Origin of the sequence: Pseudomonas sp. B707, from assembly GCF_022496685.1 — a bacterium.
Classification (GTDB): Bacteria; Pseudomonadota; Gammaproteobacteria; order Pseudomonadales; family Pseudomonadaceae; genus Aquipseudomonas; species Aquipseudomonas paraglycinae.
In genome coordinates this window covers 460,459-486,439 of record NZ_WTVE01000015.1, presented here as the reverse complement: position 1 = coordinate 486,439, position 25,981 = coordinate 460,459, and the positions used below count along the sequence as shown (strand labels likewise).

General features: G+C 60.3%; 27 protein-coding genes and 1 other RNA gene. 21 read left to right on the top strand and 7 right to left on the bottom strand.

The window, feature by feature from the left end; translation table 11 throughout:
• Positions 1 to 18: 18 nt before the first annotated feature.
• Positions 19 to 750, top strand: a complete 732-nt coding sequence (locus GQX66_RS07745) for an OmpA family lipoprotein (RefSeq protein ID WP_007956806.1) — start codon at positions 19 to 21, stop codon at positions 748 to 750.
• 67 nt (positions 751 to 817) lie between these two features.
• Here GQX66_RS07745 and GQX66_RS07740 read toward each other — a convergent pair whose 3' ends face one another.
• The gene (locus GQX66_RS07740) at positions 818 to 1,252 is read right to left on the bottom strand and encodes a DUF1043 family protein (protein ID WP_007956803.1); all 435 of its coding nucleotides are present in this window, start codon (positions 1,250 to 1,252) and stop codon (positions 818 to 820) included.
• Positions 1,253 to 1,396: 144 nt separating this feature from the next.
• Here GQX66_RS07740 and GQX66_RS07735 point away from each other — a divergent pair, with 144 nt between their 5' ends.
• The 3 genes from GQX66_RS07735 (at position 1,397) to zapE (ending at position 4,591) form a co-directional block, all read left to right on the top strand.
• On the top strand, positions 1,397 to 2,026 hold the full coding sequence (locus GQX66_RS07735) for an alpha/beta fold hydrolase (protein WP_240867980.1): 630 nt from the start codon (positions 1,397 to 1,399) through the stop codon (positions 2,024 to 2,026).
• Positions 2,027 to 2,050: 24 nt separating this feature from the next.
• Positions 2,051 to 3,406 carry a tryptophan--tRNA ligase gene (locus GQX66_RS07730; protein WP_102687546.1) on the top strand — a complete coding sequence of 452 codons (1,356 nt, stop codon included), beginning with the start codon at positions 2,051 to 2,053 and terminating at the stop codon, positions 3,404 to 3,406.
• 90 nt (positions 3,407 to 3,496) lie between these two features.
• The gene (gene zapE, locus GQX66_RS07725) at positions 3,497 to 4,591 is read left to right on the top strand and encodes a cell division protein ZapE (RefSeq protein WP_039766273.1); all 1,095 of its coding nucleotides are present in this window, start codon (positions 3,497 to 3,499) and stop codon (positions 4,589 to 4,591) included.
• Positions 4,592 to 4,653: 62 nt separating this feature from the next.
• Here the strand turns inward: zapE and GQX66_RS07720 are convergent, their stop codons facing one another.
• Entirely contained in the window at positions 4,654 to 5,550 is an 897-nt protein-coding gene (locus GQX66_RS07720) for a GlxA family transcriptional regulator (RefSeq protein WP_170929381.1), read from the bottom strand.
• 246 nt (positions 5,551 to 5,796) lie between these two features.
• On the opposite strand from GQX66_RS07720, the gene GQX66_RS07715 reads away from it, so the two are divergent.
• Complete coding sequence (locus GQX66_RS07715; protein ID WP_007956797.1) at positions 5,797 to 6,933, top strand: acyl-CoA dehydrogenase family protein; 1,137 nt, start codon at positions 5,797 to 5,799, stop codon at positions 6,931 to 6,933.
• A 132-nt stretch (positions 6,934 to 7,065) separates the two neighbouring features.
• On the opposite strand, the gene GQX66_RS07710 is transcribed toward GQX66_RS07715, so the two are convergent.
• Positions 7,066 to 8,106: an NADP(H)-dependent aldo-keto reductase gene (locus GQX66_RS07710; protein WP_240867886.1), complete on the bottom strand. Its 1,041-nt coding sequence runs from the start codon at positions 8,104 to 8,106 to the stop codon at positions 7,066 to 7,068.
• A gap of 244 nt (positions 8,107 to 8,350) precedes the next feature.
• On the opposite strand from GQX66_RS07710, the gene rplM reads away from it, so the two are divergent.
• From rplM to GQX66_RS07675, 7 genes are all read left to right on the top strand, one after another.
• Positions 8,351 to 8,779 carry a 50S ribosomal protein L13 gene (gene rplM, locus GQX66_RS07705; protein ID WP_003228062.1) on the top strand — a complete coding sequence of 143 codons (429 nt, stop codon included), beginning with the start codon at positions 8,351 to 8,353 and terminating at the stop codon, positions 8,777 to 8,779.
• Positions 8,780 to 8,793: 14 nt separating this feature from the next.
• Complete coding sequence (gene rpsI / locus GQX66_RS07700) at positions 8,794 to 9,186, top strand: 30S ribosomal protein S9 (protein WP_007956794.1); 393 nt, start codon at positions 8,794 to 8,796, stop codon at positions 9,184 to 9,186.
• A 269-nt stretch (positions 9,187 to 9,455) separates the two neighbouring features.
• Positions 9,456 to 10,049, top strand: a complete 594-nt coding sequence (petA, locus tag GQX66_RS07695) for a ubiquinol-cytochrome c reductase iron-sulfur subunit (protein WP_007917031.1) — start codon at positions 9,456 to 9,458, stop codon at positions 10,047 to 10,049.
• Positions 10,049 to 11,260, top strand: coding sequence for a cytochrome bc complex cytochrome b subunit (locus GQX66_RS07690; protein WP_007956792.1), 1,212 nt, complete (start codon positions 10,049 to 10,051; stop codon positions 11,258 to 11,260). Before petA ends, GQX66_RS07690 begins: the two co-directional genes overlap by 1 nt.
• Entirely contained in the window at positions 11,260 to 12,042 is a 783-nt protein-coding gene (locus tag GQX66_RS07685) for a cytochrome c1 (RefSeq protein WP_007956790.1), read from the top strand. Before GQX66_RS07690 ends, GQX66_RS07685 begins: the two co-directional genes overlap by 1 nt.
• Positions 12,043 to 12,189: 147 nt before the next feature.
• Positions 12,190 to 12,807, top strand: a complete 618-nt coding sequence (locus GQX66_RS07680) for a glutathione S-transferase N-terminal domain-containing protein (protein WP_011335872.1) — start codon at positions 12,190 to 12,192, stop codon at positions 12,805 to 12,807.
• A gap of 16 nt (positions 12,808 to 12,823) precedes the next feature.
• Positions 12,824 to 13,237 carry a ClpXP protease specificity-enhancing factor gene (locus tag GQX66_RS07675; RefSeq protein ID WP_236191701.1) on the top strand — a complete coding sequence of 138 codons (414 nt, stop codon included), beginning with the start codon at positions 12,824 to 12,826 and terminating at the stop codon, positions 13,235 to 13,237.
• A gap of 50 nt (positions 13,238 to 13,287) precedes the next feature.
• Here GQX66_RS07675 and GQX66_RS07670 read toward each other — a convergent pair whose 3' ends face one another.
• The 4 genes from GQX66_RS07670 to GQX66_RS07655 all read right to left on the bottom strand — a co-directional run bounded on the left by GQX66_RS07670 (position 13,288) and on the right by GQX66_RS07655 (position 16,732).
• Positions 13,288 to 13,866, bottom strand: coding sequence for a BON domain-containing protein (locus GQX66_RS07670; RefSeq protein ID WP_240867872.1), 579 nt, complete (start codon positions 13,864 to 13,866; stop codon positions 13,288 to 13,290).
• Positions 13,863 to 14,456, bottom strand: coding sequence for a phosphoheptose isomerase (locus tag GQX66_RS07665; RefSeq protein ID WP_007928463.1), 594 nt, complete (start codon positions 14,454 to 14,456; stop codon positions 13,863 to 13,865). The genes GQX66_RS07670 and GQX66_RS07665 overlap by 4 nt, the downstream gene beginning before the upstream one ends.
• Before the next feature lie 102 nt (positions 14,457 to 14,558).
• A complete protein-coding gene (locus GQX66_RS07660) occupies positions 14,559 to 14,921 on the bottom strand; it encodes a YraN family protein (protein ID WP_007956783.1) in 363 nt (120 codons plus the stop codon).
• Positions 14,921 to 16,732 carry a penicillin-binding protein activator gene (locus GQX66_RS07655; protein WP_064599306.1) on the bottom strand — a complete coding sequence of 604 codons (1,812 nt, stop codon included), beginning with the start codon at positions 16,730 to 16,732 and terminating at the stop codon, positions 14,921 to 14,923. Before GQX66_RS07655 ends, GQX66_RS07660 begins: the two co-directional genes overlap by 1 nt.
• 177 nt (positions 16,733 to 16,909) lie before the next feature.
• On the opposite strand from GQX66_RS07655, the gene rsmI reads away from it, so the two are divergent.
• The 9 genes from rsmI to mraY all read left to right on the top strand — a co-directional run bounded on the left by rsmI (position 16,910) and on the right by mraY (position 25,977).
• Positions 16,910 to 17,815 (top strand): 16S rRNA (cytidine(1402)-2'-O)-methyltransferase, encoded by a 906-nt coding sequence (rsmI, locus tag GQX66_RS07650; RefSeq protein ID WP_240867977.1) that lies wholly within the window; start codon positions 16,910 to 16,912, stop codon positions 17,813 to 17,815.
• 73 nt (positions 17,816 to 17,888) lie between these two features.
• An RNA gene (gene rnpB, locus GQX66_RS07645) (RNase P RNA component class A) lies at positions 17,889 to 18,242 on the top strand.
• Positions 18,243 to 18,643: 401 nt separating this feature from the next.
• Positions 18,644 to 19,099 carry a division/cell wall cluster transcriptional repressor MraZ gene (mraZ, locus tag GQX66_RS07640; RefSeq protein WP_007917012.1) on the top strand — a complete coding sequence of 152 codons (456 nt, stop codon included), beginning with the start codon at positions 18,644 to 18,646 and terminating at the stop codon, positions 19,097 to 19,099.
• Between the two features lie 2 nt (positions 19,100 to 19,101).
• Positions 19,102 to 20,043 carry a 16S rRNA (cytosine(1402)-N(4))-methyltransferase RsmH gene (rsmH, locus tag GQX66_RS07635; protein WP_102687561.1) on the top strand — a complete coding sequence of 314 codons (942 nt, stop codon included), beginning with the start codon at positions 19,102 to 19,104 and terminating at the stop codon, positions 20,041 to 20,043.
• The gene (ftsL, locus tag GQX66_RS07630) at positions 20,040 to 20,333 is read left to right on the top strand and encodes a cell division protein FtsL (protein ID WP_007956777.1); all 294 of its coding nucleotides are present in this window, start codon (positions 20,040 to 20,042) and stop codon (positions 20,331 to 20,333) included. The genes rsmH and ftsL overlap by 4 nt, the downstream gene beginning before the upstream one ends.
• The gene (locus tag GQX66_RS07625; RefSeq protein WP_170929382.1) at positions 20,333 to 22,072 is read left to right on the top strand and encodes a penicillin-binding protein 2; all 1,740 of its coding nucleotides are present in this window, start codon (positions 20,333 to 20,335) and stop codon (positions 22,070 to 22,072) included. The genes ftsL and GQX66_RS07625 overlap by 1 nt, the downstream gene beginning before the upstream one ends.
• Positions 22,072 to 23,535 (top strand): UDP-N-acetylmuramoyl-L-alanyl-D-glutamate--2,6-diaminopimelate ligase, encoded by a 1,464-nt coding sequence (locus GQX66_RS07620; protein ID WP_085745353.1) that lies wholly within the window; start codon positions 22,072 to 22,074, stop codon positions 23,533 to 23,535. The genes GQX66_RS07625 and GQX66_RS07620 overlap by 1 nt, the downstream gene beginning before the upstream one ends.
• Positions 23,528 to 24,895 (top strand): UDP-N-acetylmuramoyl-tripeptide--D-alanyl-D-alanine ligase, encoded by a 1,368-nt coding sequence (murF, locus tag GQX66_RS07615; RefSeq protein ID WP_134020506.1) that lies wholly within the window; start codon positions 23,528 to 23,530, stop codon positions 24,893 to 24,895. Before GQX66_RS07620 ends, murF begins: the two co-directional genes overlap by 8 nt.
• Positions 24,895 to 25,977 (top strand): phospho-N-acetylmuramoyl-pentapeptide-transferase, encoded by a 1,083-nt coding sequence (gene mraY / locus GQX66_RS07610; protein ID WP_015096766.1) that lies wholly within the window; start codon positions 24,895 to 24,897, stop codon positions 25,975 to 25,977. Before murF ends, mraY begins: the two co-directional genes overlap by 1 nt.
• Positions 25,978 to 25,981: the final 4 nt, after the last annotated feature.

Sequence of the window (25,981 nt, the reverse complement as noted above, 5' to 3'; positions counted from 1 at the left end):
AAAATGTAGGAGCACTCCATGTTCACCACGCGTCGTTTGATTATTGTCGCTACTGCCGTGGCCGTCTTGTCCGGCTGCGCCTCGCCCAACCCGTATGACAATCAGGGTCAGGCCGACGGTGGCTCCCAGGGCATGAGCAAAACCGCCAAGTACGGTGGCCTCGGTGCGCTGGCCGGCGCGCTGGCCGGTGCCGCCATCGACCACAACAACCGCGGCAAGGGTGCGCTGATCGGCGCAGCCGTCGTCGGTGCCTCGGCCGCCGGTTACGGCTACTACGCCGACCAGCAGGAGAAAAAACTGCGCGCCAGCATGGCCAACACCGGGGTTGAAGTGCAGCGTCAGGGCGACCAGATCAAGCTGATCATGCCGGGCAACATCACCTTCGCCACCGACTCGGCGAACATCGCCTCCAGCTTCTATCAGCCGCTGAACAACCTGGCCAACTCGCTCAAAGAGTTCAACCAGAACCAGATCGAAATCGTCGGCTACACCGACAGCACCGGCAGCCGTCAGCACAACATGGACCTGTCCCAGCGTCGTGCGCAGAGCGTGGCGACCTACCTGACTTCGCAAGGCGTCAGCGGTGCCAACCTGAGCGCCCGCGGTGCCGGCCCGGATAATCCGATTGCCAGCAATGGTGACGTCAACGGCCGGGCGCAGAACCGCCGCGTCGAGGTTAACCTCAAGGCGATTCCGGGCCAGCAGTACGGTGGTCAGCAGCAGCCGGGCACGGTTCAGCAGTACCCGTAACCGTCAGGTACAAAAAAGCCCCCGGACAAGTGATTGTCCGGGGGCTTTTTGTTGGCGTGAAGGCTGATTACTTCTTCAGGCCGTAATGCTCGTCGAGCATGCCCGGCGAGTTCGGGGTCTTCGGCGCGTAGTCACGCGGCGGTTCCTGATCCCGTGGTGGCGTCAGGCGTTCCCGTGGGGCCTGTGCCGCGTCGGCGTGCAGCGAGGCCAGCAAGCGTTGACGGGTCTGCTCGTCCAGGGCCAGGCGGTTGGCACCCTCGGCGAGGTGATCCTGCACTTCCTGATAGCTCTGGGTCAGCTTCTTGACCAGATTGGCGGTGCTGTTGAAGTGGGTCACCACTTCGTTCTGATAACTGTCGAAACGTTCCTGAATATCATCCAGTTGACGCTGCGTGCGGCTGGGCGCGGCGTTCGGCGCAACGCGAGCGATCAGGAAACCAATGGCGACACCCACAACCAGGGCAAGAGTCGGTAACAACCAAACTAAGAGCGAGTGTTCCACGAGTCCTTCCTCTATAAACGGCTTTGCTTTACGTTAACGGCTCGAACCTGCGCTGTATACCGCGATTCACTCGCAATAGACTGGCACAGACAATTTGCTAGACGAGTCGACCCGATCCGAGGTCACGGAGTTCCTTCCTTGCTGATGCGTGAAACCCCTGTAGTGATTGATGGCCCGGTGGGGCAACTTGAGTCTTTGTATCTGGACAATGAGCAGCCACGCGGCATCGCGCTGATCTGCCACCCGAACCCGGTGCAGGGCGGCACCATGCTCAACAAGGTCGTCTCGACCCTGCAGCGCACCGCGCGCGACGCCGGCCTGATCACCTTGCGCTTCAACTATCGCGGCGTCGGTGCCAGCGAAGGTTCCCATGACATGGGCACCGGTGAAGTCGATGACGCCCAAGCCGCTGCCGCATGGCTGCTGGAAAAACATCCGGATCTGCCGCTGACCCTGTTCGGTTTCTCGTTCGGTGGATTTGTTGCAGCAAGTCTCGGCGGTCGTCTCGAATCCCGGAGCATCGCGCTCAAGCATCTGTTCATGGTCGCGCCGGCGGTGATGCGTCTGGGCAATCAGGATCAATTGCCGCAGCAGGGTGAGCTGACCGTGATCCAGCCGGAAACCGATGAAGTGATCGATCCGCAGCTGGTCTACGACTGGTCTGACAAACTCCCGCGCCCCCATGAGCTGCTGAAAGTGGCAGAATGCGGACACTTTTTTCATGGCAAGCTGACCGATCTCAAGGATCTGATCCTGCCGCGTCTCTCGAATTGATTGCAGTCTGACAAGCGATTACCCATGACGAACCGTACCCGCATCCTCACCGGCATCACCACCACCGGCACCCCGCACCTGGGCAACTACGCCGGCGCCATCCGCCCGGCGATCCTCGCCAGCCGCGACAGCAATGCCGACTCGTTCTACTTCCTGGCCGACTATCACGCCCTGATCAAGTGCGATGACCCGCTGCGCATCCAGCGCTCGCGTCTGGAAATCGCCGCGACCTGGCTGGCCGGTGGCCTGGATGTGGATCGCGTGACCTTCTACCGTCAGTCCGACATCCCTGAAATCCCCGAGCTGACCTGGCTGCTGACCTGCGTTGCCGCCAAAGGCCTGCTCAACCGCGCCCACGCCTACAAGGCTTCGGTGGACAAGAACGTCGAGACCGGCGAAGACCCGGATGCCGGTATCACCATGGGCTTGTACAGCTATCCGGTGCTGATGGCGGCGGACATTCTGATGTTCAACGCGCACAAGGTGCCGGTCGGCCGCGACCAGATCCAGCACGTGGAAATGGCCCGTGACATCGGCCAGCGCTTCAACCACCTGTTCGGCCAGGGCAAGGAGTTCTTCACCATGCCCGAAGCGCTGATCGAGGAAAGCGTGGCCACGTTGCCGGGCCTGGACGGTCGCAAGATGTCCAAGAGCTACGACAACACCATTCCGCTGTTCTCCAGCGCCAAGGAAATGAAGGACGCGATCTCGCGCATCGTTACCGACTCCCGCGCGCCGGGCGAAGCGAAAGATCCGGACAACTCGCACCTGTTCACTCTGTTCCAGGCCTTCTCCACGCCGGCGCAGGCCGACGAATTCCGCAGCGAACTGCTGGGCGGTCTGGGTTGGGGCGAGGCGAAGAACCGTCTGTTCCAGCTGCTGGACAACGAGTTGGGCGAGTCCCGCGAGCGTTATCACCAGTTGATCGAGCGTCCGGCAGATCTGGAAGACATCCTGCAACACGGCGCCAAAAAGGCCCGTGCGGTGGCGACGCCGTTCCTCAACGAGCTGCGTGAAGCGGTCGGCCTGCGCTCCTTCGTCAATCAGGTTCAGGTGGCCGCGACCACCAAGAAGAAAGCCGCGAAAGCCGCACGTTTCGTCAGCTTCCGTGAAGACGACGGCAGCTTCCGTTTCCGTCTGCTGGCGGCCGACGGCGAGCAATTGCTGCTGTCGCGCAACTTCGCCGACGGTAAAACCGCCGGTCAGGTGACCAAGCAGCTGCAATCGGGTCAGGCGCTGGATGTGCGCAGCGAAGAGCTTAGCTTCAGCGTCTGGCTGGAAGGCGAGTGCGTTGGCGACAGCCCGGCGTTCGCCGACGTGGCTGCGCGGGATGCGGCCGTCGAGGCCTTGCGGGTCGCTCTGACACCGGTTCAGGAATAATCAACGGGCCGGCCCGACCAAGGGCCGATTGCCATTCCCACGGGCCATCGCTACAGTGACGGCCCGTTTTTGTTGCCTTGCTAACGAATTATGACGCCCCTAGAACGATATCAAGCTGATCTGAAACGCCCGGACTTCTTCCATGATGCGGCGCAGGAAACTGCCGTGCGTCATCTGCAACGCCTGTACGACGATCTGATCGCGGCCGAGCAGAACAAGCCGGGTTTGCTGGGCAAGCTGTTTGGCAAAAAGGATCAGACGCCGGTCAAGGGCCTGTACTTCTGGGGCGGCGTGGGTCGCGGCAAGACTTACCTGGTGGACACCTTCTTCGAAGCACTGCCATTCAAGGAAAAGACCCGCACTCACTTCCACCGCTTCATGAAGCGCGTGCACGAAGAAATGAAAACCCTCGGCGGCGAGAAAAACCCGCTGACCATCATCGCCAAGCGCTTCGCGACGGAATCGCGGGTCATCTGCTTCGATGAGTTCTTCGTCTCCGACATCACCGACGCCATGATTCTCGGCACGCTGATGGAAGAGCTGTTCAAGAACGGCGTGACCCTGGTCGCCACCTCGAACATCGTGCCGGACGGCCTGTACAAGGACGGTCTGCAACGCGCGCGCTTCCTGCCAGCCATCGCGCTGATCAAGCAGAACACCGAGATCGTCAACGTCGACAGTGGCGTCGACTACCGTCTGCGCCACCTCGAACAAGCGGAACTGTTCCACTTCCCGCTCGACGAAGCTGCTCACGAAAGCCTGCGCAAGAGCTTCAAGGCACTGACCCCGGAATGTACGGCGGCAGTGGAAAACGATGTGCTGATCATCGAGAATCGCGAAATCCGTGCCCTGCGCACTTGCGACGACGTGGCCTGGTTCGACTTCCGCGAGCTGTGCGACGGCCCACGCAGCCAGAACGACTACATCGAACTGGGCAAGATCTTCCACGCCGTGCTGCTCAGTGGCGTGGAGCAGATGAGCGTCACCACCGACGACATCGCCCGTCGCTTTATCAACATGGTCGACGAGTTCTACGACCGTAACGTCAAACTGATCATTTCTGCCGAAGTCGAGTTGAAAGACCTGTACACCGGCGGACGCCTGACGTTCGAGTTCCAGCGTACCCTCAGCCGTCTGCTGGAGATGCAATCCCACGAATTCCTGTCCCGGGCACACAAGCCTTAAGCGGATTCGGCAAACAAAAAGGGCCTGCAGATGCAGGCCCTTTTTTGTGTCTGGTCGAATCGTCAGGCAGCTTGCTGGAACTGCTGCCGGTACTGGTTCGGCGACAGTTCGGTGTGCTGGCGGAACAGCCGTGCGAAGAAGCTCGCATCGTCGTAGCCGACTTCGTAGCTGATGGTCTTGATGCTCTTGCGACTGCCGGAGAGCAAGCCCTTGGCGGTCTCGATGCGCAGCCGTTGCAGATAGTGCAGCGGCTTGTCGCCGGTGGCGGTCTGGAAGCGGCGCATGAAGTTGCGGATGCTCATGCCGTGCTCGCGCGCCACGTCTTCGAAGCGGAACTTGTCGGCGAAATGCTCTTCGAGCCAGTGCTGGATCTGCAGGATAATCACGTCCTGGTGCAACTTCTGACCGCCGAAACCAATGCGTCCCGGGGCGTAGCTGCGCTGCACTTCATAGAGAATGTCGCGGGCCACAGCCTGGGCCACATTGGCGCCGCAGAAGCGCTCGATCAGATAAATGTAGAGATCGCAGGCTGAGGTGGTGCCGCCGGCGCAATACAGGTTGTCGGCGTCGGTCAGGTGCTTGTCCTGATTGAGATAGACCTGCGGGAAGCGCTCGGCGAAGGCATTGAAGAAGCGCCAGTAGGTGGTCGCTTCCTTGCCGTTGAGCAGCCCGGCCTCGGCCAGCCAGAACACCCCGGTGGCCTCGCCGCAGAGCACGGCGCCTCGGGCGTGCTGTTCGCGCAGCCACGGCAAGATTTGTGGATAACGTTGGCACAGCGTATCGAAATCGTCCCAGAACGCCGGGAGGATGATGACGTCGGCGTTTTCAAGGCCACCGTCCACCGGCATGACCACGTCACTGAAGCTGTTCACCGGTTTGCCGTCGGGACTGACCAGGCGGGTTTCGAACGCCGGAGTCAGGCCGTGGCCCAGTTGTTTGCCGTAACGCAGGCTGGCCAGATGGAAGAAATCCTTGGCTTGCATGAGGGTGGAAGCGAAAACCCGGTCGATCGCCAGGATGCTGACGCGCCGCAAGGGCGTGGAGACTTGCTTGGGCATAATTCAACTTTTGTTTTTATAAGGGAAAGTGGTCACCAGACGGCTGGATCGTCTTATTTTTTGTCGGATGTGTCCAGTGTCCTGTATCGGAAGCGAGGCTTAGTCTCTGAAGGTCTGATCCCTCCAACAATAAAGAAAAGGTGCCGCATGATTCCCAGAACCTTGTTCAGCTCCGAGCACGAATTGTTCCGCGACAGCGTACGAACATTCCTCGAAAAAGAGGCCGTGCCGTTCCATGGGCAATGGGAAAAACAAGGCTACATCGACCGCAAACTGTGGAACAAGGCGGGGGAGGCGGGGATGCTCTGTTCGCACCTGCCGGAGGAATACGGCGGGTTGGGCGCAGATTTTCTTTACAGCGCGGTTGTCATCGAGGAAGTGGGGCGGCTGGGTCTGACCGGCATCGGTTTCTCGCTGCATTCGGACATTGTTGCGCCGTACATCCTGCATTACGGCAGCGAGGCGCTGAAGCAGAAGTACCTGCCAAAACTGGTGTCCGGCGAGATGGTCACCGCGATCGCCATGACTGAACCGGGTGCCGGTTCCGACCTGCAAGGGGTCAAGACCACGGCGGTGCTGGATGGCGACGAATATGTGATCAACGGCTCGAAAACCTTTATCACCAATGGCTTCCTAGCGGATCTGGTGATCGTCGTCGCCAAGACCGATCCCAAGGCCGGCGCCAAGGGCACCAGCCTGTTTCTGGTGGAGGCGAACACGCCGGGCTTCGACAAGGGCAAGCGCCTGGAGAAGGTCGGAATGAAGGCGCAGGACACCTCGGAATTGTTCTTCCAGGACGTGCGAGTGCCGAAAGAAAACCTGCTGGGTCAGGCCGGGGCAGGGTTTGCCTATCTGATGCAGGAACTGCCGCAGGAGCGTCTGACCGTGGCGATTGGCGGTCTGGCTTCAGCCGAGGCGGCGCTGCAATGGACGCTGGATTACACCCGCGAGCGCAAGGCGTTCGGCAAGTCGATTGCCGACTTCCAGAACACCCGCTTCAAACTGGCGGAAATGGCCACCGAGATTCAGATCGGCCGGGTGTTCGTCGACCGCTGCCTGGAGTTGCATCTGCAAGGCAAGCTCGACGTGCCGACGGCGGCGATGGCCAAGTACTGGGGCACCGACCTGCAATGCAAGGTGCTCGACGAGTGCGTGCAGTTGCATGGCGGCTACGGTTTCATGTGGGAATACCCGGTGGCCCGGGCCTGGGCGGACGCGCGGGTGCAGCGGATCTATGCCGGTACCAATGAAATCATGAAGGAGATCATTGCGCGGTCGCTTTGATCCGAGCGTGTGATCGTTCCCACGCTCTGCGTGGGAATGCCGCCATGGACGCTCTGCGTCCGCTTTGGGAGTGAGGCGGAGCATCGCGGTATGCGTTCCCACGCTGAGCGTGGGAACGATCATCGTCCTGGATCACGGCGCCGGGTTCGGATGGTCCTTGTGAATCGCTTCGATCCCTTCCAGCACTTCCCTCGACAGTTTCATCTCGTAGCTGGCGATGTTGCTGTCCAGTTGCTCCAGCGTCGTCGCCCCGATGATGTTGCTGGTGACGAACGGTTGCTGATTCACAAAGGCCAGGGCCATTTGTGCCGGATCCAGGCCGTGTTCACGGGCCAGCGCCACGTAACGGCTGCAGGCCGCCTCCGATTGCGGGTTGAAATAGCGGCTGAAGCGGCTGTAGAGGCTCAGGCGGCCTTTCGGCGGACGCGCCCCACCTTCGTACTTGCCCGACAGGAAACCGAACGCCAGCGGCGAATAGGCGAGCAGGCCGCACTGTTCACGGATGGCGATTTCCGCCAGGCCGATCTCGAAACTGCGGTTGAGCAGGTTGTACGGGTTCTGAATTGACACGGCGCGCGGCCAGCCACGGGCTTCGGCCAGGGCGAGAAAGCGCATGGTGCCCCACGGGGTCTCGTTGGACAGACCGATGTGGCGGATCTTGCCGGCCTTCACTTGCTCATCGAGTGCTTCAAGGGTGTCTTCGAGCGGCGTCAGGTTGGCTTCGGTCTGGTGCTTGTAGCCCAGCTGTCCGAAAAAGTTGGTGCTGCGCTCCGGCCAGTGCAATTGATACAGATCGATGTAGTCGGTCTGCAGGCGCTTGAGGCTGGCGTCCACGGCCTCGGTGATGTGCTGGCGGTTGTGGCGCAGGTTCTTGTCGCGGATGTAGTCGATGGTGTTGCCGGGGCCGGCGATCTTGCTGGCGAGAATCCAGTCGGCGCGGTCGCCACGGCTCTTGAAGTAATTGCCGATGTAGCGCTCGGTGGTGGCGTAGGTGTCGGCTTTTGGCGGCACCGGGTACATTTCGGCAGTGTCGAGGAAATTGATCCCGGCCTCTTTTGCCCGTTCGATCTGGGCGAAGGCTTCAGCTTCAGTGTTTTGCTCGCCCCAGGTCATGGTGCCGAGGCAGATTGCACTCACGTTCAGGTCGGTACGGCCTAGCTGGCGATAGTCCATCGGGTGCTCCTTGGGCAAAACAAGCATAAAAGCAGGTTGAAATTTTTTTCGCAATCTGCATAATTGCCGACCTCTTTCTGCAGTGGAAGTGATGCCCCGCCGCCGAAGAATCTTGCCGTTGAACGGACGCGCCGACCCGAGCCCCCGAAAGCGTCTGTATCCGGCTGCCTTTGACTTGTCAAAGTACGCACTATTCAGTAAGATCCGCCGTCTTATTTACAGGCGGCCCCTGAGGCTATAAAGAATGAAAACTTTTACTGCTAAACCGGAAACAGTAAAGCGCGACTGGTTTGTCGTCGACGCTGCTGGTCAGACCCTGGGTCGTCTGGCCACCGAAATCGCGAGCCGTCTGCGTGGCAAGCACAAGCCTGAGTACACTCCTCACGTTGACACCGGCGACTACATCGTCGTAATCAACGCCGAGCAGATCCGTGTTACCGGTGCTAAAACCACTGACAAAATGTACTACTCCCACTCCGGTTTCCCGGGCGGCATCAAGTCGATCAACTTTGAAAAGCTGATCGCCAAGGCCCCTGAGCGCGTGATCGAGACCGCGGTTAAAGGCATGCTGCCTAAAAACCCACTGGGTCGCGACATGTACCGTAAGCTGAAAGTCTATGCGGGCGCTGCACACCCTCATACTGCTCAGCAGCCCCAAGAACTGAAGATTTAACGGAATAGTTCATTATGTCGGCGACTCAAAATTACGGCACTGGCCGTCGCAAGACCGCAACCGCACGCGTTTTCCTGCGTCCGGGTACTGGTAACATCTCCATCAACAACCGCTCCCTGGACACGTTCTTCGGTCGCGAAACTGCCCGCATGGTAGTTCGTCAGCCGCTGGAACTGACTGAGACTGTCGAGAAGTTCGACATCTACGTCACCGTCATCGGTGGTGGTGTAAGTGGTCAAGCTGGCGCAATCCGCCACGGCATCACTCGCGCTCTGATGGACTACGACGAAACCCTGCGTAGCGCTCTGCGCAAAGCTGGCTTCGTTACCCGCGACGCCCGTGAAGTTGAACGTAAGAAAGTTGGTCTGCGTAAAGCGCGTAAGCGTCCGCAGTACTCGAAGCGTTAATTTCGCTTCCACGTTCAAAAAGAACGCCCGATTCCTCACGGAACCGGGCGTTTTTTTTATGCGTGCGATTTCTTGAATAATTGCGCTGTGACAACTTGCCACATTCGTAGACCCCCTATACTACAAGGCTTGAGGGCCAGCCCTCCGGGTAATTACCTTGTCAGAATTGGGGGTTTTCATTACCATTCGGCAAAATTTTTATAAGTACATAGTTTCAATTTAGTAGACGCCTGATTTAACAGGCCACAAAGCTGATGGGAGAGGACTGAATGAGCAATGACGGCGTGAATGCAGGCCGGCGTCGCTTCTTGGTAGCAGCCACATCCGTGGTGGGTGCTGCAGGAGCGGTGGGGGCTGCGGTCCCGTTCGTGGGGTCATGGTTTCCCAGTGCCAAGGCGAAGGCTGCCGGAGCACCGGTGAAAGTGAATGTCAGCAAAATCGAGCCAGGACAGCAGATGATTGCTGAATGGCGCGGCCAGCCGGTGTTCATTGTCCGCCGTACCGAGGAAATCCTGGGGAATCTCAAGAAGATCGAGGGCCAGCTCTCCGATCCGACCTCCAAAAACTCCACGCAACCCACTTATGTCGACCCTGAAGTGCGTTCGATCAAGCCGGAAATCCTCCTGCTGATCGGGATCTGCACTCACCTGGGTTGCTCACCGACCTTCCGTCCCGAAGTGGCACCCGCAGATCTGGGCAAAGACTGGGTAGGCGGCTATTTCTGCCCTTGCCACGGTTCCCACTACGATCTGGCTGGCCGCGTCTACAAGTCGCAACCTGCGCCTTTGAACCTGCCAGTACCCCCGCATTCCTATGAGACCGATGACCTGATTGTCATTGGCGTCGATACGGAGAAAGCGTGATGAGCAAGTTCATGGATTGGGTTGATGCGCGCTTCCCCGCCACCAAGATGTGGGAAGACCATCTCAGCAAGTATTACGCTCCAAAAAACTTCAACTTCTTCTACTTCTTCGGCTCGCTGGCGCTGCTCGTTCTGGTCAACCAGATCGTCACCGGTGTCTGGCTGACGATGAGCTACACCCCGTCGGCGGAAGAAGCGTTCGCCTCCGTCGAATACATCATGCGCGACGTTGAGTACGGTTCGATCCTGCGCCTGCTGCACTCCACCGGCGCTTCGGCGTTCTTCATCGTGGTCTATCTGCACATGTTCCGTGGCCTGCTCTACGGTTCGTACCAGAAACCGCGCGAGCTGGTGTGGGTCTTCGGGATGCTGATCTACCTGGCGCTGATGGCCGAAGCCTTCATGGGTTACCTGCTGCCGTGGGGCCAGATGTCCTACTGGGGTGCCCAGGTGATCATTTCGCTGTTCGGCGCGATCCCGGTCATCGGCAACGACCTGACCCAGTGGATCCGCGGTGACTACCTGATTTCCGGGATCACCCTGAACCGCTTCTTCGCCCTGCACGTGGTTGCCCTGCCGATCGTGATTCTCGGTCTGGTGGTGCTGCACATCCTGGCGCTGCACGAAGTCGGTTCGAACAACCCGGACGGCGTGGACATCAAGAAACACAAAGACGAAAACGGTATCCCGCTGGACGGTATCGCCTTCCACCCGTACTACACCGTAAAAGATATCGTCGGCGTCGTGGTGTTCCTGTTCATCTTCTGCTTCATTGTGTTCTTCTTCCCGGAAATGGGCGGTTACTTCCTCGAAAAGCCTAACTTCGAGCAAGCCAACCCGTTCAAGACCCCTGAGCACATTGCTCCGGTCTGGTACTTCACACCGTTCTACGCAATCTTGCGTGCGGTCCCTGACAAGCTCATGGGTGTTATCGCCATGGGGGCGGCGATTGCGGTGCTGTTCGTCCTGCCGTGGCTCGACCGCAGCCCGGTCAAGTCGATGCGCTACAAAGGCTGGATGAGCAAGATCTGGCTGGTGGTGTTCTGCATTTCGTTCGTGATCCTCGGCATTCTGGGTGTTCTGGCCCCGACGCCAGGCCGTACGCTGCTGTCGCAGGTCTGCACCTTCCTGTACTTCGCCTACTTCATTCTGATGCCGTTCTACACCAGGCTCGAGAAGACCAAACCGGTTCCGGAAAGGGTGACTGGCTGATGAAAAAGTTATTTTTTGCTCTGATTTTTGCTGCTCTGCCAGTGCTGTCTTTCGCGGCCGAACACGGTGGTCCGGAACTGGAAAAGGTCGACATCGACGTTTCCGACAAGGCTGCCCTGCAGGATGGTGCGCGTACTTTCGCCAACTATTGCATGGGTTGCCACAGTGCCAAGTTTCAGCGTTACGAGCGTGTGGCCGATGACCTCGGCGTTCCGCACGAACTGATGCTGGAGAAACTGGTGTTCACCGGCGCCAAGATCGGCGATCACATGAACATCGGCATGCAGCCGGCCGACGCCAAGACCTGGTTCGGCGCAGCGCCGCCGGACCTGACGCTGGTGGCTCGTGTTCGCGGCACTGACTGGCTCTACGGTTACCTCAAGTCGTTCTACGAAGATCCTGCACGTCCATGGGGCGTGAACAACAAGGTCTTCCCGAATGTCGGCATGCCTAACGTGCTGGTCGGCCTGCAAGGTCGTCAGGTCGTGGGTTGCAAACAGGTACAGATCGTCGAAGACGGCAAGAAGCAATATGACCCGCTGACCGGTACGCCTCTGACTCATGAAGCGTGCGATCAACTGACCATCGTGCCGAAAACCGGAACCCTCAACGAAGAGCAGTTCGATGAGAAGGTCAAGAATCTGGTAACCTTCCTGGCTTACTCGGCTAACCCGGTTAAGCTGCAACATCAGCGCATCGGTACTTACGTCTTGCTGTACCTGGCGTTCTTCTTTGTGTTCGCCTACCTGCTCAAGCGTGAATACTGGAAAGACGTGCACTGATACGCTTCAAGCAATTGCTGTTAATCGCGCGCGCCCAAGGGCGCCTCTGAAAACGCAACGCCTGGTTCGCCAGTCGTTGCGGGAGGCGCCCTCTGGGCGCGCGCGTTTTTCCGGCTCCGACTATTTCAACAAGCGAGGAGGATCGCCATGGGCGTGACCAATCGGTTGGCCTGTTACTCCGACCCCGCCGACCACTATTCCCACCGAGTGCGCATCGTGCTTGCAGAGAAGGGTGTCAGCGCCGAAATCATTTTTGTGGAGGCTGGTCGTCAGCCGCCTAAACTGATTGAAGTGAACCCTTACGGCAGTCTGCCCACGCTGGTCGATCGTGACCTGGCGTTGTGGGAGTCGACCGTGGTGATGGAATACCTGGATGAGCGTTACCCGCATCCGCCATTGATGCCCGTGTACCCGGTGGCGCGTGCCAACAGCCGTCTGCTGATTCACCGCATTCAGCGTGACTGGTGTGGTCTGGTGGATCTGATTCTGGATTCGCGCACCAAGGAAGCGGCCCGTGCCGTGGCGCGCAAGGAATTGCGCGAAAGCCTGACGGGCGTGTCGCCGCTGTTTGCCGACAAGCCGTTTTTCCTCAGTGAGGAACAAAGTCTGGTGGATTGCTGCCTATTGCCAATACTCTGGCGTTTGCCGATTCTGGGTATAGAACTGCCGCGGCCGGCCAAGCCGCTGCTTGATTATATGGAGCGTCAGTTTGCGCGTGAGGCTTTCCAGGCGAGTCTGTCTGGTGTCGAACGCGACATGCGCTAAGGCTTAAGGAGCCGCTATGAACTCCAGTCGACCTTATCTGGTCCGCGCGCTCTACGAGTGGATTGTGGATAACGATTGCACCCCGCACATGCTGGTCAATTCCGAGTACCCGGCGGTGCAGGTGCCACAGGGCTTTGCCAGTGACGGGCAGATTGTCCTGAACATTTCGCCGAGTGCCGTGCGGCACTTGCACATGGACAACGACGTTGTGACCTTCGAAGGTCGCTTCGGTGGCGTCCCGCACAGTCTGTACGTGCCGATTGCTGCAATCCTGGGGATCTATGCCCGGGAGAACGGTCAAGGCATGGTGTTCGATCTGGAGTCGCCGATGGATGACGAAGACGAGATCGATCAGGATGACGATGTTCCGCCACCGGACAGCGAGCCACCGCGCCCAAGCGGCCGGCCAAGCCTGAAAGTGGTGAAGTAATAAAAAAGGCGATCCGGTTGGATCGCCTTTTTTGTGCCTGCGTTTTGCGGTCAGTCGATGTATTCGAACAGCTTCACAATCTTCTGCACACCGGAAACGCCCTGCACCAGATTGGTCGCCTGGGCGGCTTCCTGTTTGGTCAGCAGGCCCAGCAGATAGACGATGCCGTTCTCGGTCACGACCTTGATCCGCGAGCCGGGAATGCTGGCGTCGGTGAGCATCTGGGTCTTGATCTTGGTGGTCAGCCAGGCATCGTTCTGGCGGGCCAGCAGGGAGGAGGGCTGCAACACTTGCAGTTCGTTATGGACCTTTTTCACGCGCTGAACGTTGGCGGCGGCCCGTTCGGCCTTTTCCTTGAGGTCTGCGCGCGGGGTCTGGCCAGCCAGCAAAACGACGCCGTTGAAGCTGGTGACGACGATGTGCGAGTCGTTGTCCAGGGCCGGATCGGCCTTGGCCACGTTGACGCCGACTTTGGTTTCGATCAGCGAGTCATCGATCTTGCTGCCGAAAGTGCGGGTGCCGCGGTCGTCTTCGATCGGCGCTTCACGGCTGGCATTCACCACCGAGGTGCAGCCGCTGATGCCGAGGCACAGGGTCAAGGCCAGAAGGCCAAGGCGATTAGGGGTCATTCTTCACTCCCGAACAGTTGGCTGTCGATCAGATCGCAAAGGCAATGGATCGCCAGCAAGTGGACTTCCTGAATACGTGCGGTGACGTTGGCCGGTACGCGAATCTCGACGTCTTCGGGCAGCAGCAGCGAAGCCATGCCGCCGCCATCGCGTCCGGTCAATGCTACGACAATCATTTCGCGATCATGTGCGGCCTGGATCGCCTGAATAATGTTCGCCGAGTTGCCGCTGGTCGAAATCGCCAGCAATACGTCACCCGGCTGGCCGAGTGCGCGGATCTGCTTGGAGAACACTTCGTTGTAGCTGTAGTCGTTGGCGATCGAGGTGATGGTCGAGCTGTCGGTGGTCAGCGCGATCGCCGGCAGGCTAGGGCGCTCACGCTCGAAACGGTTGAGCAGCTCCGAGGAGAAGTGCTGGGCATCGCCGGCCGAGCCGCCGTTGCCGCACGAGAGCATTTTCCCCTCATTGAGCAGTGCGTTGACCATCACCTGGCTGGCTTGCTCGATGTGCGGTGCAAGTACGTCCATCGCCTGTTGCTTGGTGTCGATGCTGGCCTGGAAAAGCTGGCGAATTCGGGATTGCATGTCCATCTGTGTGACCTTAATTAGCGCGGCTGTCCGGCACGTGAATGTGCAGCCCGCAAAGCAAAGAGCAAAAGTGTTGAGTGAAAGTGTCCGGGTCGGAGCAGGCGGTCAACTGTCGAACGCATTCTGCAACCAGTTCAGCTGACCCTGGTGGCTGTCGATGGCCACCACGTCGAAGCGGCAGGGGGAATTGGCCCAACGCGACTCGCGCTGAAGAAAATACTGTGCGGCGAAAATCAGTTTCTGCCGTTTGCGCCCATCGATGCTGTCGAGTGCGCCACCCCATTGAGTGTTCTTTCGGTAACGGACTTCGACGAATACTACTGTATCGCCATCAAGCATGACCAGATCAAGCTCACCGCGTTTACATAACCAGTTCTGCGCCAGCAGGCGCAGACCCTGGTGTTGCAAATGCTCGAGCGCCTGACGCTCGGCATCCTTGCCGCTTTGCAGGTGTGACCTGTCGGGCATCAGCGTGGAGTGTCCGGCAGGCGCTGGATTTGACCGCTGACGAACTGTGCCCATGGCAACTGACGGACGACGCGTTGGGACTGGGTCATTCCCAGGCTGCCCGACTGGCCTTCGATGCGGCTGTCCGGCAATGCTTTCAGTTGATCCAGACGTGGCGCCAGACGATAGGCATCGACGCCCATCGCATACAAGCGACCGAGGCTACCGGCAGCTTGTGGCCATTGCGCGGTGACCTGCTGACGCAGCGGATCGCTGGTTTCCAGCAGCCACGGGGTTTCGCAGAAGCGCACGCCGTTCATGTCGTTGTACTGGTTCACGTCACCGCTGGCGCTGAACACGTGGGAGGTCGCATAGACCGGCACGTCACCGGCGTACTGAAAGTTCAGGGTCGGCTTGATCTGCTGCGCCTGCTGCGGGGTGGCGGCAAGGAAGATGAATTCGATGTCCTGGCGACGCGAAGGCTGGGCGGCTACGTTGGTGCCGGCAGCATTCTGCAGGCTCTTGGCGCGGGCTTCGCTCTGACGCAGCTGGAACATGTCGGCGATCTGCTGGGCCAGTTGCACTGGCTGGTCGACGCGTTCGGTGGCAACGATGCTGCCGCCGTTTGCTTGCCAGTCCTGGCTGAAGGCGCGCAGGACGCGGTCGCCCCATTCGCCTTTCGGCACCATGATGGCGGCGCGATGCAGACCGTCGGCACGGGCGCGGCGTGAGACTTCGCGGGCTTCGTCTTCAGCGGCCAGACCGAACTGGAACAGCTGCGCCGGACCTTGATCGCCTTCGCTGTAGTTCAGGGCGAGGGTGGTGATCGGCAGTTGCGGGCGAGTGCTCAACTGTTTGACCAGCGGTTTCTCCAACGGGCCGACGACCAGTTGCACGCCATCGGCCTGGGCCTTGCGGTAGAACTCGTCGAGGTTGGTCAGTTTCGAGCTGTCGTAGAACTCGATGGCCGGTGGTTTCTGGCCGGCTTGCTGAGCCTGATAGTGCGCGGCCATGAAGCCGTCACGCAGGGCCTTGCCGACCGAGGCCAGTTGGCCGTCCTGTGGCAGGAGCAGGGCGATCTTGCTCAGGGGCTGGCTGGCCAGTTCCTTGAGTTTGGTCAGGGGCAGCGGCAGGTTGATCGCGGCTGGGTGCTTTGGATGCTGATTGCGCCAGTTGTCGATGGCGGCTTGCTGCTGTTCCAGAGTGCCGGCGGTTTTCACGGCCAGAGCCAGGCTCATCCAGCCGCCGAGGTCATCGGTGGTGTTCGCTTGCAGTTGATCGGCCGGCAGCGATGCAATCAGGGTCCAGATCGCTTCGTGGTTCTTGCTGGCGGCTTCACCTTCCAGCATCGGCGCGATGAAGATGCGCTCGCGGGCGGCCGCCAGGGTCTGGCCGTCGGCTTCAAGGGCGCGGGCGTGAACCGTGCCGGCGCGAACTTGCAGCGGTACCGACATTTCGCTCAGGCGTTGCAGGCTTGGATGGCTCAAGGCAGTCAGCGCGGCTTTCGGCTGGTTGCGAGTCATGGCCAGCTCAGCAGACAGCGTGCTGGCAAATGCCTGCTGGCCCGGCTGGAGTTGCTCCATCGGCACTTGCTGCAGGATTTGCGCGGACTGTCCGGCATTGCCCTGGCGGTATGCCATGTCTGCCGCACTCAGGCGCAGCAGAGCGGCCTTGTCCGGCGATTTGGCCTGGGCAGCCTGTTCGAGCAGTTGCTCGATGGTGGCATCCGGGGTCCGTGGAAGTTCGCCAAGGCTGGAGGAAGGGGAGCTGGCGCAAGCCGCCAGCAAGGCAGCGAGGCAGAGGGCAGTGAACAGCCGCAGGCAAGCGATCATGTAAGTGTTCCTGATACTCGATCAAATTAGCGTCGAATTGTACCCAAGCACTGGCCGGGGCGCGATGTTACTGGCGTGAAACCGTCAATTTAGCTGATACAAAGAGTGCGCAGCCTCACAATGGTGCGACAAACCGTGTCCGACCCGGACGCGTCGACCGGCGCACGACGCGCTACAATGGCGGCTTTTACCGATCATGAGGTGTGCGCTTTGACTGCTCCAGGTCCTTTGAATTCCGCTGCGGGCTCGCTTTATGTGGTGGCGACGCCCATCGGCAACCTGGATGACATCAGCGCCCGGGCGTTGAAGATCCTGCGCGAGGTGGCGCTGATCGCCGCCGAAGATACGCGCCATTCCCAGCGCCTGATGCAGCACTTTGGCATCTCCACGCCGCTGGCAGCCTGTCATGAACACAACGAGCGGGATGAGGGCAGTCGCTTCATTACCCGTCTGTTGGCGGGCGACAACGTCGCACTGATTTCTGATGCCGGTACGCCGCTGATCTCCGATCCCGGTTATCACCTGGTGCGTCAGGCGCGTGCGGCCGGGATCAATGTGGTGCCGGTGCCAGGTGCGTGCGCGTTGATCGCGGCGTTGTCGGCTGCCGGTCTGCCATCCGACCGCTTTATCTTCGAAGGTTTTCTGCCGGCCAAGGCTGTGGGGCGCAAAGCACGCCTGGAAGCCATTAAAGAAGAGCCGCGCACGCTGATTTTCTACGAGGCGCCGCATCGCATTCTGGAATGTCTGCAGGATATGGAAGCGGTGTTCGGCGCTGATCGCCCTGCGTTGCTCGCTCGTGAAATCACCAAGACCTTTGAAACGCTCAAGGGCTTGCCGCTGAGCGAGTTGCGGGCATTCGTCGAGGCCGACAGCAATCAGCAGCGTGGCGAATGCGTCGTGGTGGTGGCGGGCTGGACCGCGCCGGAGTCTGAAGATGCCGTCAGCAGCGAGGCGATGCGCATCCTCAACCTGTTGCTGGAAGAGATGCCGCTCAAGCGTGCGGCGGCTCTGGCGGCGCAAATCACCGGTGAGCGCAAAAACGTGCTGTATCAGGTGGCGCTGGACCGGCAAAAAAACGCGTAACCCGTCGCGCAGACCGGTTTGCGGGCTATTAGCGCTTGTTCTTCGGCCGCTCTGCCGTTAACCTGCGCGGCGGAGAGTCGATCGGACAGTCGCTGCCCTCTATGAAAATTAGGGGGGGGAGGAAAGTCCGGGCTCCATAGGGCGAAGTGCCAGGTAATGCCTGGGAGGCGTGAGCCTACGGAAAGTGCCACAGAAAATAACCGCCTAAGCGCTTCGGCGCCGGTAAGGGTGAAAAGGTGCGGTAAGAGCGCACCGCACGTCTGGCAACAGTTCGTGGCTAGGTAAACCCCACTTGGAGCAAGACCAAATAGGGTCCCAAGGCGTGGCCCGCGCTGGGACCGGGTAGGTTGCTAAAGATGTCCAGTGATGGCCATCGTAGACGAATGACTGTTCAAGACAGAACCCGGCTTACAGATCGACTCTCCACCTTTTTCTTTTCCCTGCTTGAATTAAAGGCGACAGGGCTGTTTATTATCAGCAGGCCTGCGCTGAAACCGGCAGCGGCAAACGCAGTAATAGCCATTTCCCACCGTGCTTCAATCAACAGCAGAAGCGCTTTTGTAATACCGAAAAAATCTTACTCTTAACAAATTACTTTAACTTTCGAGCGCAGCTTTCAGTGCTGCTTCAAGTTATTGGATAAAAGCATCCGCCAGATTCTCGTTGCTCCTCCTTTTATGCTCCTAAATCTCCGTTCTGTAAGGGTTTTCCTTTAATCCGCGCCTTGACGGTGTGGTGGGCGCATTCCTATAGTGTGCGCAAGTGGCGGAAAGTGGCATGAAGTGGGTTTTTTGAGCTCAAAACGATAAAAATTGGAGAAACGCAGACGTGTTTCGCGGAGCTAACGCTATCAGTCTCGACGCAAAGGGCCGTCTCGCCATGCCGAGCCGGTACCGTGACGAGCTCGATTCGCGCAGTTCCGGCCAGTTGATCGTGACCATTGATGCCGTTGATCCATGTTTGTGTGTCTACCCGCTCGATGAGTGGGAAATTATTGAAACCAAGTTGCGCGCGCTCCCTTCGCTTCGCGAAGAGAACCGTCGTCTGCAACGTTTATTGATTGGTAATGCCGTTGACCTCGAGCTCGACGGCAGTGGTCGTTTCCTGGTGCCGCCGCGCCTGCGCGAATACGCGAAGCTCGACAAGCGCGCGATGCTGGTGGGCCAACTGAACAAGTTCCAACTGTGGGACGAAGATGCCTGGAATGCGGTTTCTGCCGCTGACCTGGCTGCCATACAACAACCGGGCGCCATGCCTGACGAACTGCGTGATCTGATCCTGTGACTATTGATAGCGGCTTTAACCACATCACCGTACTGCTTGACGAAGCCGTCGAGGCTCTCGCCGTACGTCCTGATGGCTGCTATCTGGACGGCACGTTCGGGCGCGGCGGGCACAGCCGGTTGATCCTGAGCAAGCTCGGGCCGGATGGTCGGCTCATCGGATTCGACAAGGATCCTCAAGCGATTGCCACCGGGCAAACGCTGGCGGCCGAAGACGGCCGCTTTGTCGTTGTGCAGCGCAGCTTTGCCGAGCTTGGGTCGGTCGTTGCCGAACAGGGTCTGGCCGGCAAGGTCAGCGGCATTCTGCTGGATCTGGGCGTGTCTTCGCCGCAGCTCGATGATGCCGAGCGTGGCTTCAGCTTCCTCAACGATGGCCCGCTGGACATGCGCATGGATCCGTCCCGTGGCATCAGCGCAGCCGAGTTCGTCAATACCGCGCCAGTGGAAGAAATCGCCCGTGTTTTCAAGGAATACGGCGAAGAACGTTTCTCCGGCCGCATGGCCCGTGCCGTGGCCGAGCGTCGTGACATCACGCCGTTCGAACGCACCGCCGATCTGGCCGAAGTCCTGAAAGTCGCCAACCCTGCGTGGGAAAAGGGCAAGAACCCGGCAACCCGCGCTTTCCAGGGCCTGCGAATTCACGTCAACAACGAACTGGGCGATCTGGAAGCGGGTCTTGAAGCCGCGCTCGAATGCCTGGAAGTGGGCGGTCGTCTGGTCGTGATCAGCTTCCACTCGCTGGAAGACCGTATCGTCAAACTGTTCATGCGCAAGCTGGTGAAAGGCGAAGCCGACAACCTGCCGCGCAACCTGCCGGTTCGCCACGTTGCGTTCGAACCGAAAATCAAAGTCCATGGCAAAGCGCAGACGGCCTCCGACGCCGAACTCAAAGCCAACCCACGTTCCCGTAGCGCCGTCATGCGCGTCGCGGAGAAGCTGCGGTGAGCAAGCTTTTCGCCAAGCCACTGCCCGGCGGCAGCTTTTTCATGCTGCTGCTGTTCATCGGCGTGCTCGTGTCGGCCATCGGCGTGTCTTACAGCGCCCACTGGAACCGGCAGTTGCTCAACACCCTGTACAACGAACTGAGCGTGCGCGACAAGGCGCAGGCCGAGTGGGGGCGCCTGATCCTGGAGCAAAGCACCTGGACCGCCCACAGCCGGATCGAAGTGCTGGCCACTGAACAACTGAAGATGCACATCCCAGGCGCAGCTGACGTGAAGATGGTGGCGCCATGATGAAACTCGAGGGGGCTCTCTTCCCGTGGCGCTTCCGTTTGATGGTGGCACTGCTCGGCGTGATGGTCGCGGCGATCTGCTGGCGCATCATCGACCTGCAAGTGGTTGACCGTGACTTCCTCAAAGGTCAGGGCGATGCGCGCAGTCTTCGGCACATTCCGATTCCGGCTCACCGTGGTCTGATTACCGACCGTAACGGTGAGCCTCTGGCCGTGAGTACCCCGGTAACCACGCTGTGGGCGAACGCCAAGGAAATGCAGACCGCCAAAGAGAAGTGGCCTGCGCTCGCTGCCGCGCTGGGGCAGGATCCGAAAGCCCTGGCCGAACGTCTCGAAGCCCAGGCCAACAAAGAATTCATTTATCTGGTGCGCGGGTTGACCCCCGAGCAGGGCCAGGCCGTGCTCGACCTGAAAGTGCCGGGCGTCTACGGCATCGAAGAATTCCGCCGGTTCTATCCGGCCGGTGAAGTGACGGCGCACATGGTCGGGTTCACCGACATCGATGACCACGGTCGTGAAGGCGTCGAACTGGCCTACGATGAATGGCTGGCCGGCGTGCCCGGCAAGCGGCAAGTCATCAAGGATCGGCGCGGACGGCTGATCAAGGATGTCCAGGTCACCAAAAACGCCAAGGCCGGCAAGCCCTTGGCGTTGTCGATTGACCTGCGTCTGCAATACCTGGCCAACCGCGAGCTGCGCAACGCGATCATCGAGAACGGCGCCAAGGCCGGCAGTCTGGTGATCATGGACGTGAAGACCGGCGAAATCCTCGCCATGGTCAACCAGCCGACCTACAACCCGAACAACCGTCGCAACCTGCAGCCGGCGATGATGCGTAATCGCGCGATGATCGACGTGTTCGAACCCGGTTCGACCATGAAAGCGATCTCGATGAGCGCCGCGATCGAAACCGGCCGCTGGAAACCGAGCGACACCGTCGAGGTGTATCCGGGCTCCCTGCAGATCGGCAAGTACACCATCAAGGACGTATCGAAGACCGAAGGTCCGGTGCTCGACCTGACCGGCATTCTGATCAATTCCAGTAACGTCGGCATGAGTAAGGTCGCGTTCGATATCGGCGGCGAAACCATTTTCCGCCTCGCACAGAAAGTCGGCCTCGGCCAGGACACCGGCCTCGGCTTCCCGGGCGAACGTGTCGGCAACCTGCCGAACTACCGCGAGTGGCGCAAGGCCGAGACCGCAACGCTGTCGTACGGCTACGGTATTTCGGTGACGGCAATTCAGCTGGTGCACGCGTTCTCGGCGCTGGCCAACAACGGTCGTCTCGCACCGCTGACTCTGATCAAAACCGACAAGGCGCCGCAGACCACCCAGGTGCTGCCGGAAGCCGTCGCGAAAACCATGCAAGGCATGCTGCAACAGGTGATCGAAGCCCCGCGCGGCGTGTTCCGTGCGCAGGTGCCGGCGTATCACGTGGGTGGCAAGTCCGGTACCGCGCGTAAAACGTCGGTCGGCACCAAGGGCTACGCCGAAAACTCTTACCGCTCGCTGTTCGCCGGTTTCGGCCCGATGAGCGATCCACGTTATGCAATCGTCGTGGTGATCGATGAACCGACCAAGGCCGGTTACTTCGGTGGTCTGGTCTCGGCGCCGGTGTTCAGCCGTGTGATGTCGGGCACTCTGCGCCTGATGAACGTCACCCCGGACAACCTGCCGACCACACAACAGGCCAACGCCACCCCGGCCGTTCCGCTGAAAGCCAATGGAGGGCGCGGCTGATGTCTCTGAGTCTGAACAAGATTTTCCCCCACGCCGGCCACGATCTGTTGATCCGTGAACTGGCGCTCGACAGCCGTAACGTTCGCGCGGGTGACCTGTTCCTCGCCGTGCCGGGCGGCAAGTTCGACGGGCGTGCGCACATCGCCGACGCCTTGCAGCGCGGTGCTGCTGCCGTGGCTTATGAAGTGGAAGGCGCCACCGTGCTGCCGATCACCGAAGTGCCGCTGATTCCGGTCAAGGGCCTGGCAGCGCAGCTGTCGGACATCGCCGGGCGTTTTTACGGTGAGCCGAGTCATCACCTGAACCTGATCGGCGTCACTGGCACCAACGGCAAGACCAGCGTGACTCAACTGGTGGCGCAGGCGCTGGACCTGCTCGGCCAGCATTGCGGCATCGTCGGCACTTTGGGTTCCGGTTTTCATGGCGCGCTGCAAAGCGGCCTGCACACCACGCCGAATCCGATTGCCATGCAAGCGACCTTGGGCGACCTGAAAAAGGCCGGCGCCAAGGCCGTGGCCATGGAAGTCTCGTCCCACGGTCTGGATCAGGGCCGGGTCACCGCGCTGGCGTTCGACGTGGCGGTGATGACCAACCTGTCCCGCGATCACCTGGATTACCACGGCACCATGGAAGCGTACGCCGAGGCCAAGGCCCGGCTGTTCGCCTGGAATGACCTGAAGTGCCGCGTGGTCAACCTCGACGACGATTTCGGCCGGCAACTGGCCGTTGAAAAGCGCGAATCGCGGCTGATCACTTACAGCCTCCTCGACAGCAGCGCCTACCTCTATGTGCGTGAAGCGCAGTTCGACGACCACGGCGTGCGCGCCACGCTGGTCACGCCGCAGGGCGAACACCATCTGCGCAGCACGCTGCTCGGTCGTTTCAACCTGAGCAACGTGCTGGCCGCCGTCGGTGCGCTGCTCGGTCTCGACTACGCGCTCGACGAAATTCTCAAGGTGTTGCCGAAACTCGAAGGCCCGGCCGGACGCATGCAGCGTCTCGGCGGTGGCACCCAGCCGCTGGTGGTGGTCGATTACGCCCACACCCCGGACGCGCTGGAAAAAGTGCTGACCGCGTTGCGCCCGCACGTAAAAGGCCAACTGCTGTGCCTGTTCGGCTGCGGCGGTGATCGCGATCGCGGCAAACGTCCGCTGATGGCCGAAGTGGTCGAGCGTCTGGCCGACCGCGTGCTGGTGACCGACGACAATCCGCGCACCGAAGACCCGGCGGTGATTTTCGATGACATCCGCGCCGGCTTCACGGCTGTGGATAACGTGACGTTCGTGGCTGGCCGTGGCCAGGCCATCGCGCAACTGATTGCCGGCGCTTCGGCCGACGACGTGATTGTCCTGGCCGGCAAAGGTCACGAGGACTATCAGGAAATCAACGGCGAGCGCCATGCGTTTTCCGATCTGGTCGAGGCTGATCACGCCCTGACCGCGTGGGAGGTGGCCCATGCTTAAGGCCCTGAAACTCAGCGAACTGACCAACGCGCTTGACGCCCGTCTGGTCAGTGCCGACGCCAGTTTTGACGGCGTGAGCATCGACAGCCGCGCGATCAAGGCTGGCCAACTGTTTATTGCCCTGACCGGCCCGCGTTTCGACGGTCATGACTATCTGAATGAAGTCGCCGCCAAAGGCGCCGTTGCGGCATTGGTCGAGCGCGAAGTCGCCGACAGCACGCTGCCGCAATTGCTGGTCAAGGACACCCGCCAGGCCCTCGGCCAGTTGGGTGCGCTGAACCGTGCCGCATTCACCAAACCGGTCGCGGCCGTTACCGGTTCCAGCGGCAAGACCACGGTCAAGGAAATGCTCGCGAGCATCCTGCGCACGCGCGGCTCGGTGCACGCGACCCGTGGCAACCTGAACAACGACCTCGGTGTACCGCTGACCCTGCTCGAACTCGCCCCGGAACACAGCGCGGCAGTGATCGAACTGGGCGCCTCGCGCCTGGGTGAAATCGCTTACACCGTAGGGCTGACCAAGCCGCACGTGGCGATCCTCAACAACGCCGGGACCGCCCATGTCGGTGAGTTCGGCGGGCCGGAGAAAATCGTTGAAGCCAAAGGCGAAATCATCGAAGGGCTGGCGGCCGACGGCGTCGCCGTGCTGAACCTTGATGACAAGGCGTTTGGTATCTGGAAGACCCGCGCCGGCGCCCGCAAGGTGCTGACGTTTGCCTTGAGCAACACTCAGGCGGATTTTTACGCCAGCGACCTGGCCACCGATGCCCGCGGCTGCCCGGCGTTCAACCTGCACAGTCCTGAAGGTGTGGAACGGGTTCAGCTGAACCTGCTCGGCACCCACAACGTCGCCAACGCCCTGGCCGCCGCCGCTGCCGCTCACGCACTGGGCGTGTCGCTGTTCGGCATCGCCACCGGGCTTGGCGCGGTACAACCGGTCAAGGGTCGCACCGTCGCGCAACTGGCTAAAAACGGCATGCGCGTGATCGATGACACTTACAACGCGAACCCCACCTCGATGTGCGCGGCCGTTGATATACTCGCCGGCTTTTCCGGCCGCACCGTCCTGGTGCTCGGGGATATCGGCGAGTTGGGCGACTGGGCGGAGCAGGGGCACCGCGACGTGGGCGAATACGCCCGAGGCAAGGTTTCCGCGCTATACGCCGTCGGGCCGAACATGGTCCACGCCGTGAACGCATTCGGTAACGAGGCGCATCACTTCGGCACCCAAGCCGAACTGATCCAGGCCCTCGACGCCGAGCAGGACAAAAACACCACCATTTTGATCAAGGGTTCGCGCAGCGCAGCGATGGAAAACATCGTTGCGGCCCTGTGCGGGTCCAGTCTGGAGAAACATTAATGCTGCTGCTGCTAGCGGAGTATCTGCAACAGTTCTACAAAGGCTTCGCGGTCTTCCAGTACCTGACCCTGCGCGGGATCCTCGGTGTGCTGACCGCGCTGGTCTTGTCGCTGTGCTACGGCCCGTGGATGATCCGCACCCTGCAGAACCGTCAGATCGGCCAATCGGTTCGTAACGACGGCCCGCAATCGCACCTGTCCAAATCCGGTACGCCGACCATGGGTGGCGCGCTGATTCTGTCGTCCATCGGCGTCAGCACCCTGCTGTGGGCTGACCTGAGCAACCGCTACGTGTGGGTCGTGCTGCTGGTGACCCTGCTGTTCGGCGCCATCGGCTGGGTCGACGACTACCGCAAGGTTATCGAGAAGAACTCTCGTGGTCTGCCGAGCCGCTGGAAATATTTCTGGCAGTCGGTATTCGGCCTCGGTGCGGCGATCTTCCTTTATATGACTGCTGCCACTCCGGTGGAAACCACCCTGATCCTGCCAATGCTCAAGGACTACAGCATTCCGCTGGGCGCAGGCTTCATCGTGCTGACCTACTTTGTGATCGTCGGTTCGAGCAACGCGGTCAACCTCACCGACGGCCTCGATGGCCTGGCGATCATGCCGACAGTGATGGTCGGCGGTGGCCTGGGCATTTTCTGCTACCTGTCGGGTAACGTGAAATTCGCTGAATACCTGCTGATCCCGTACGTACCGGGCGCAGGCGAACTGATCGTGTTCTGCGGCGCGCTGATCGGTGCCGGCCTGGGCTTCCTGTGGTTCAACACCTACCCGGCGCAAGTCTTCATGGGTGACGTCGGCGCACTGGCGCTGGGCGCAGCCCTGGGCACCATCGCGGTGATCGTCCGTCAGGAAATAGTCCTGTTCATCATGGGCGGGGTGTTCGTGATGGAAACCCTGTCAGTCGTCATTCAGGTTGCGTCCTTTAAGCTGACCGGTCGCCGTGTGTTCCGTATGGCGCCGATTCACCACCACTTTGAACTCAAGGGCTGGCCCGAGCCGCGCGTGATCGTCCGTTTCTGGATCATCACCGTGATTCTCGTGCTGATCGGCCTTGCCACCCTGAAGCTGAGGTAGAACG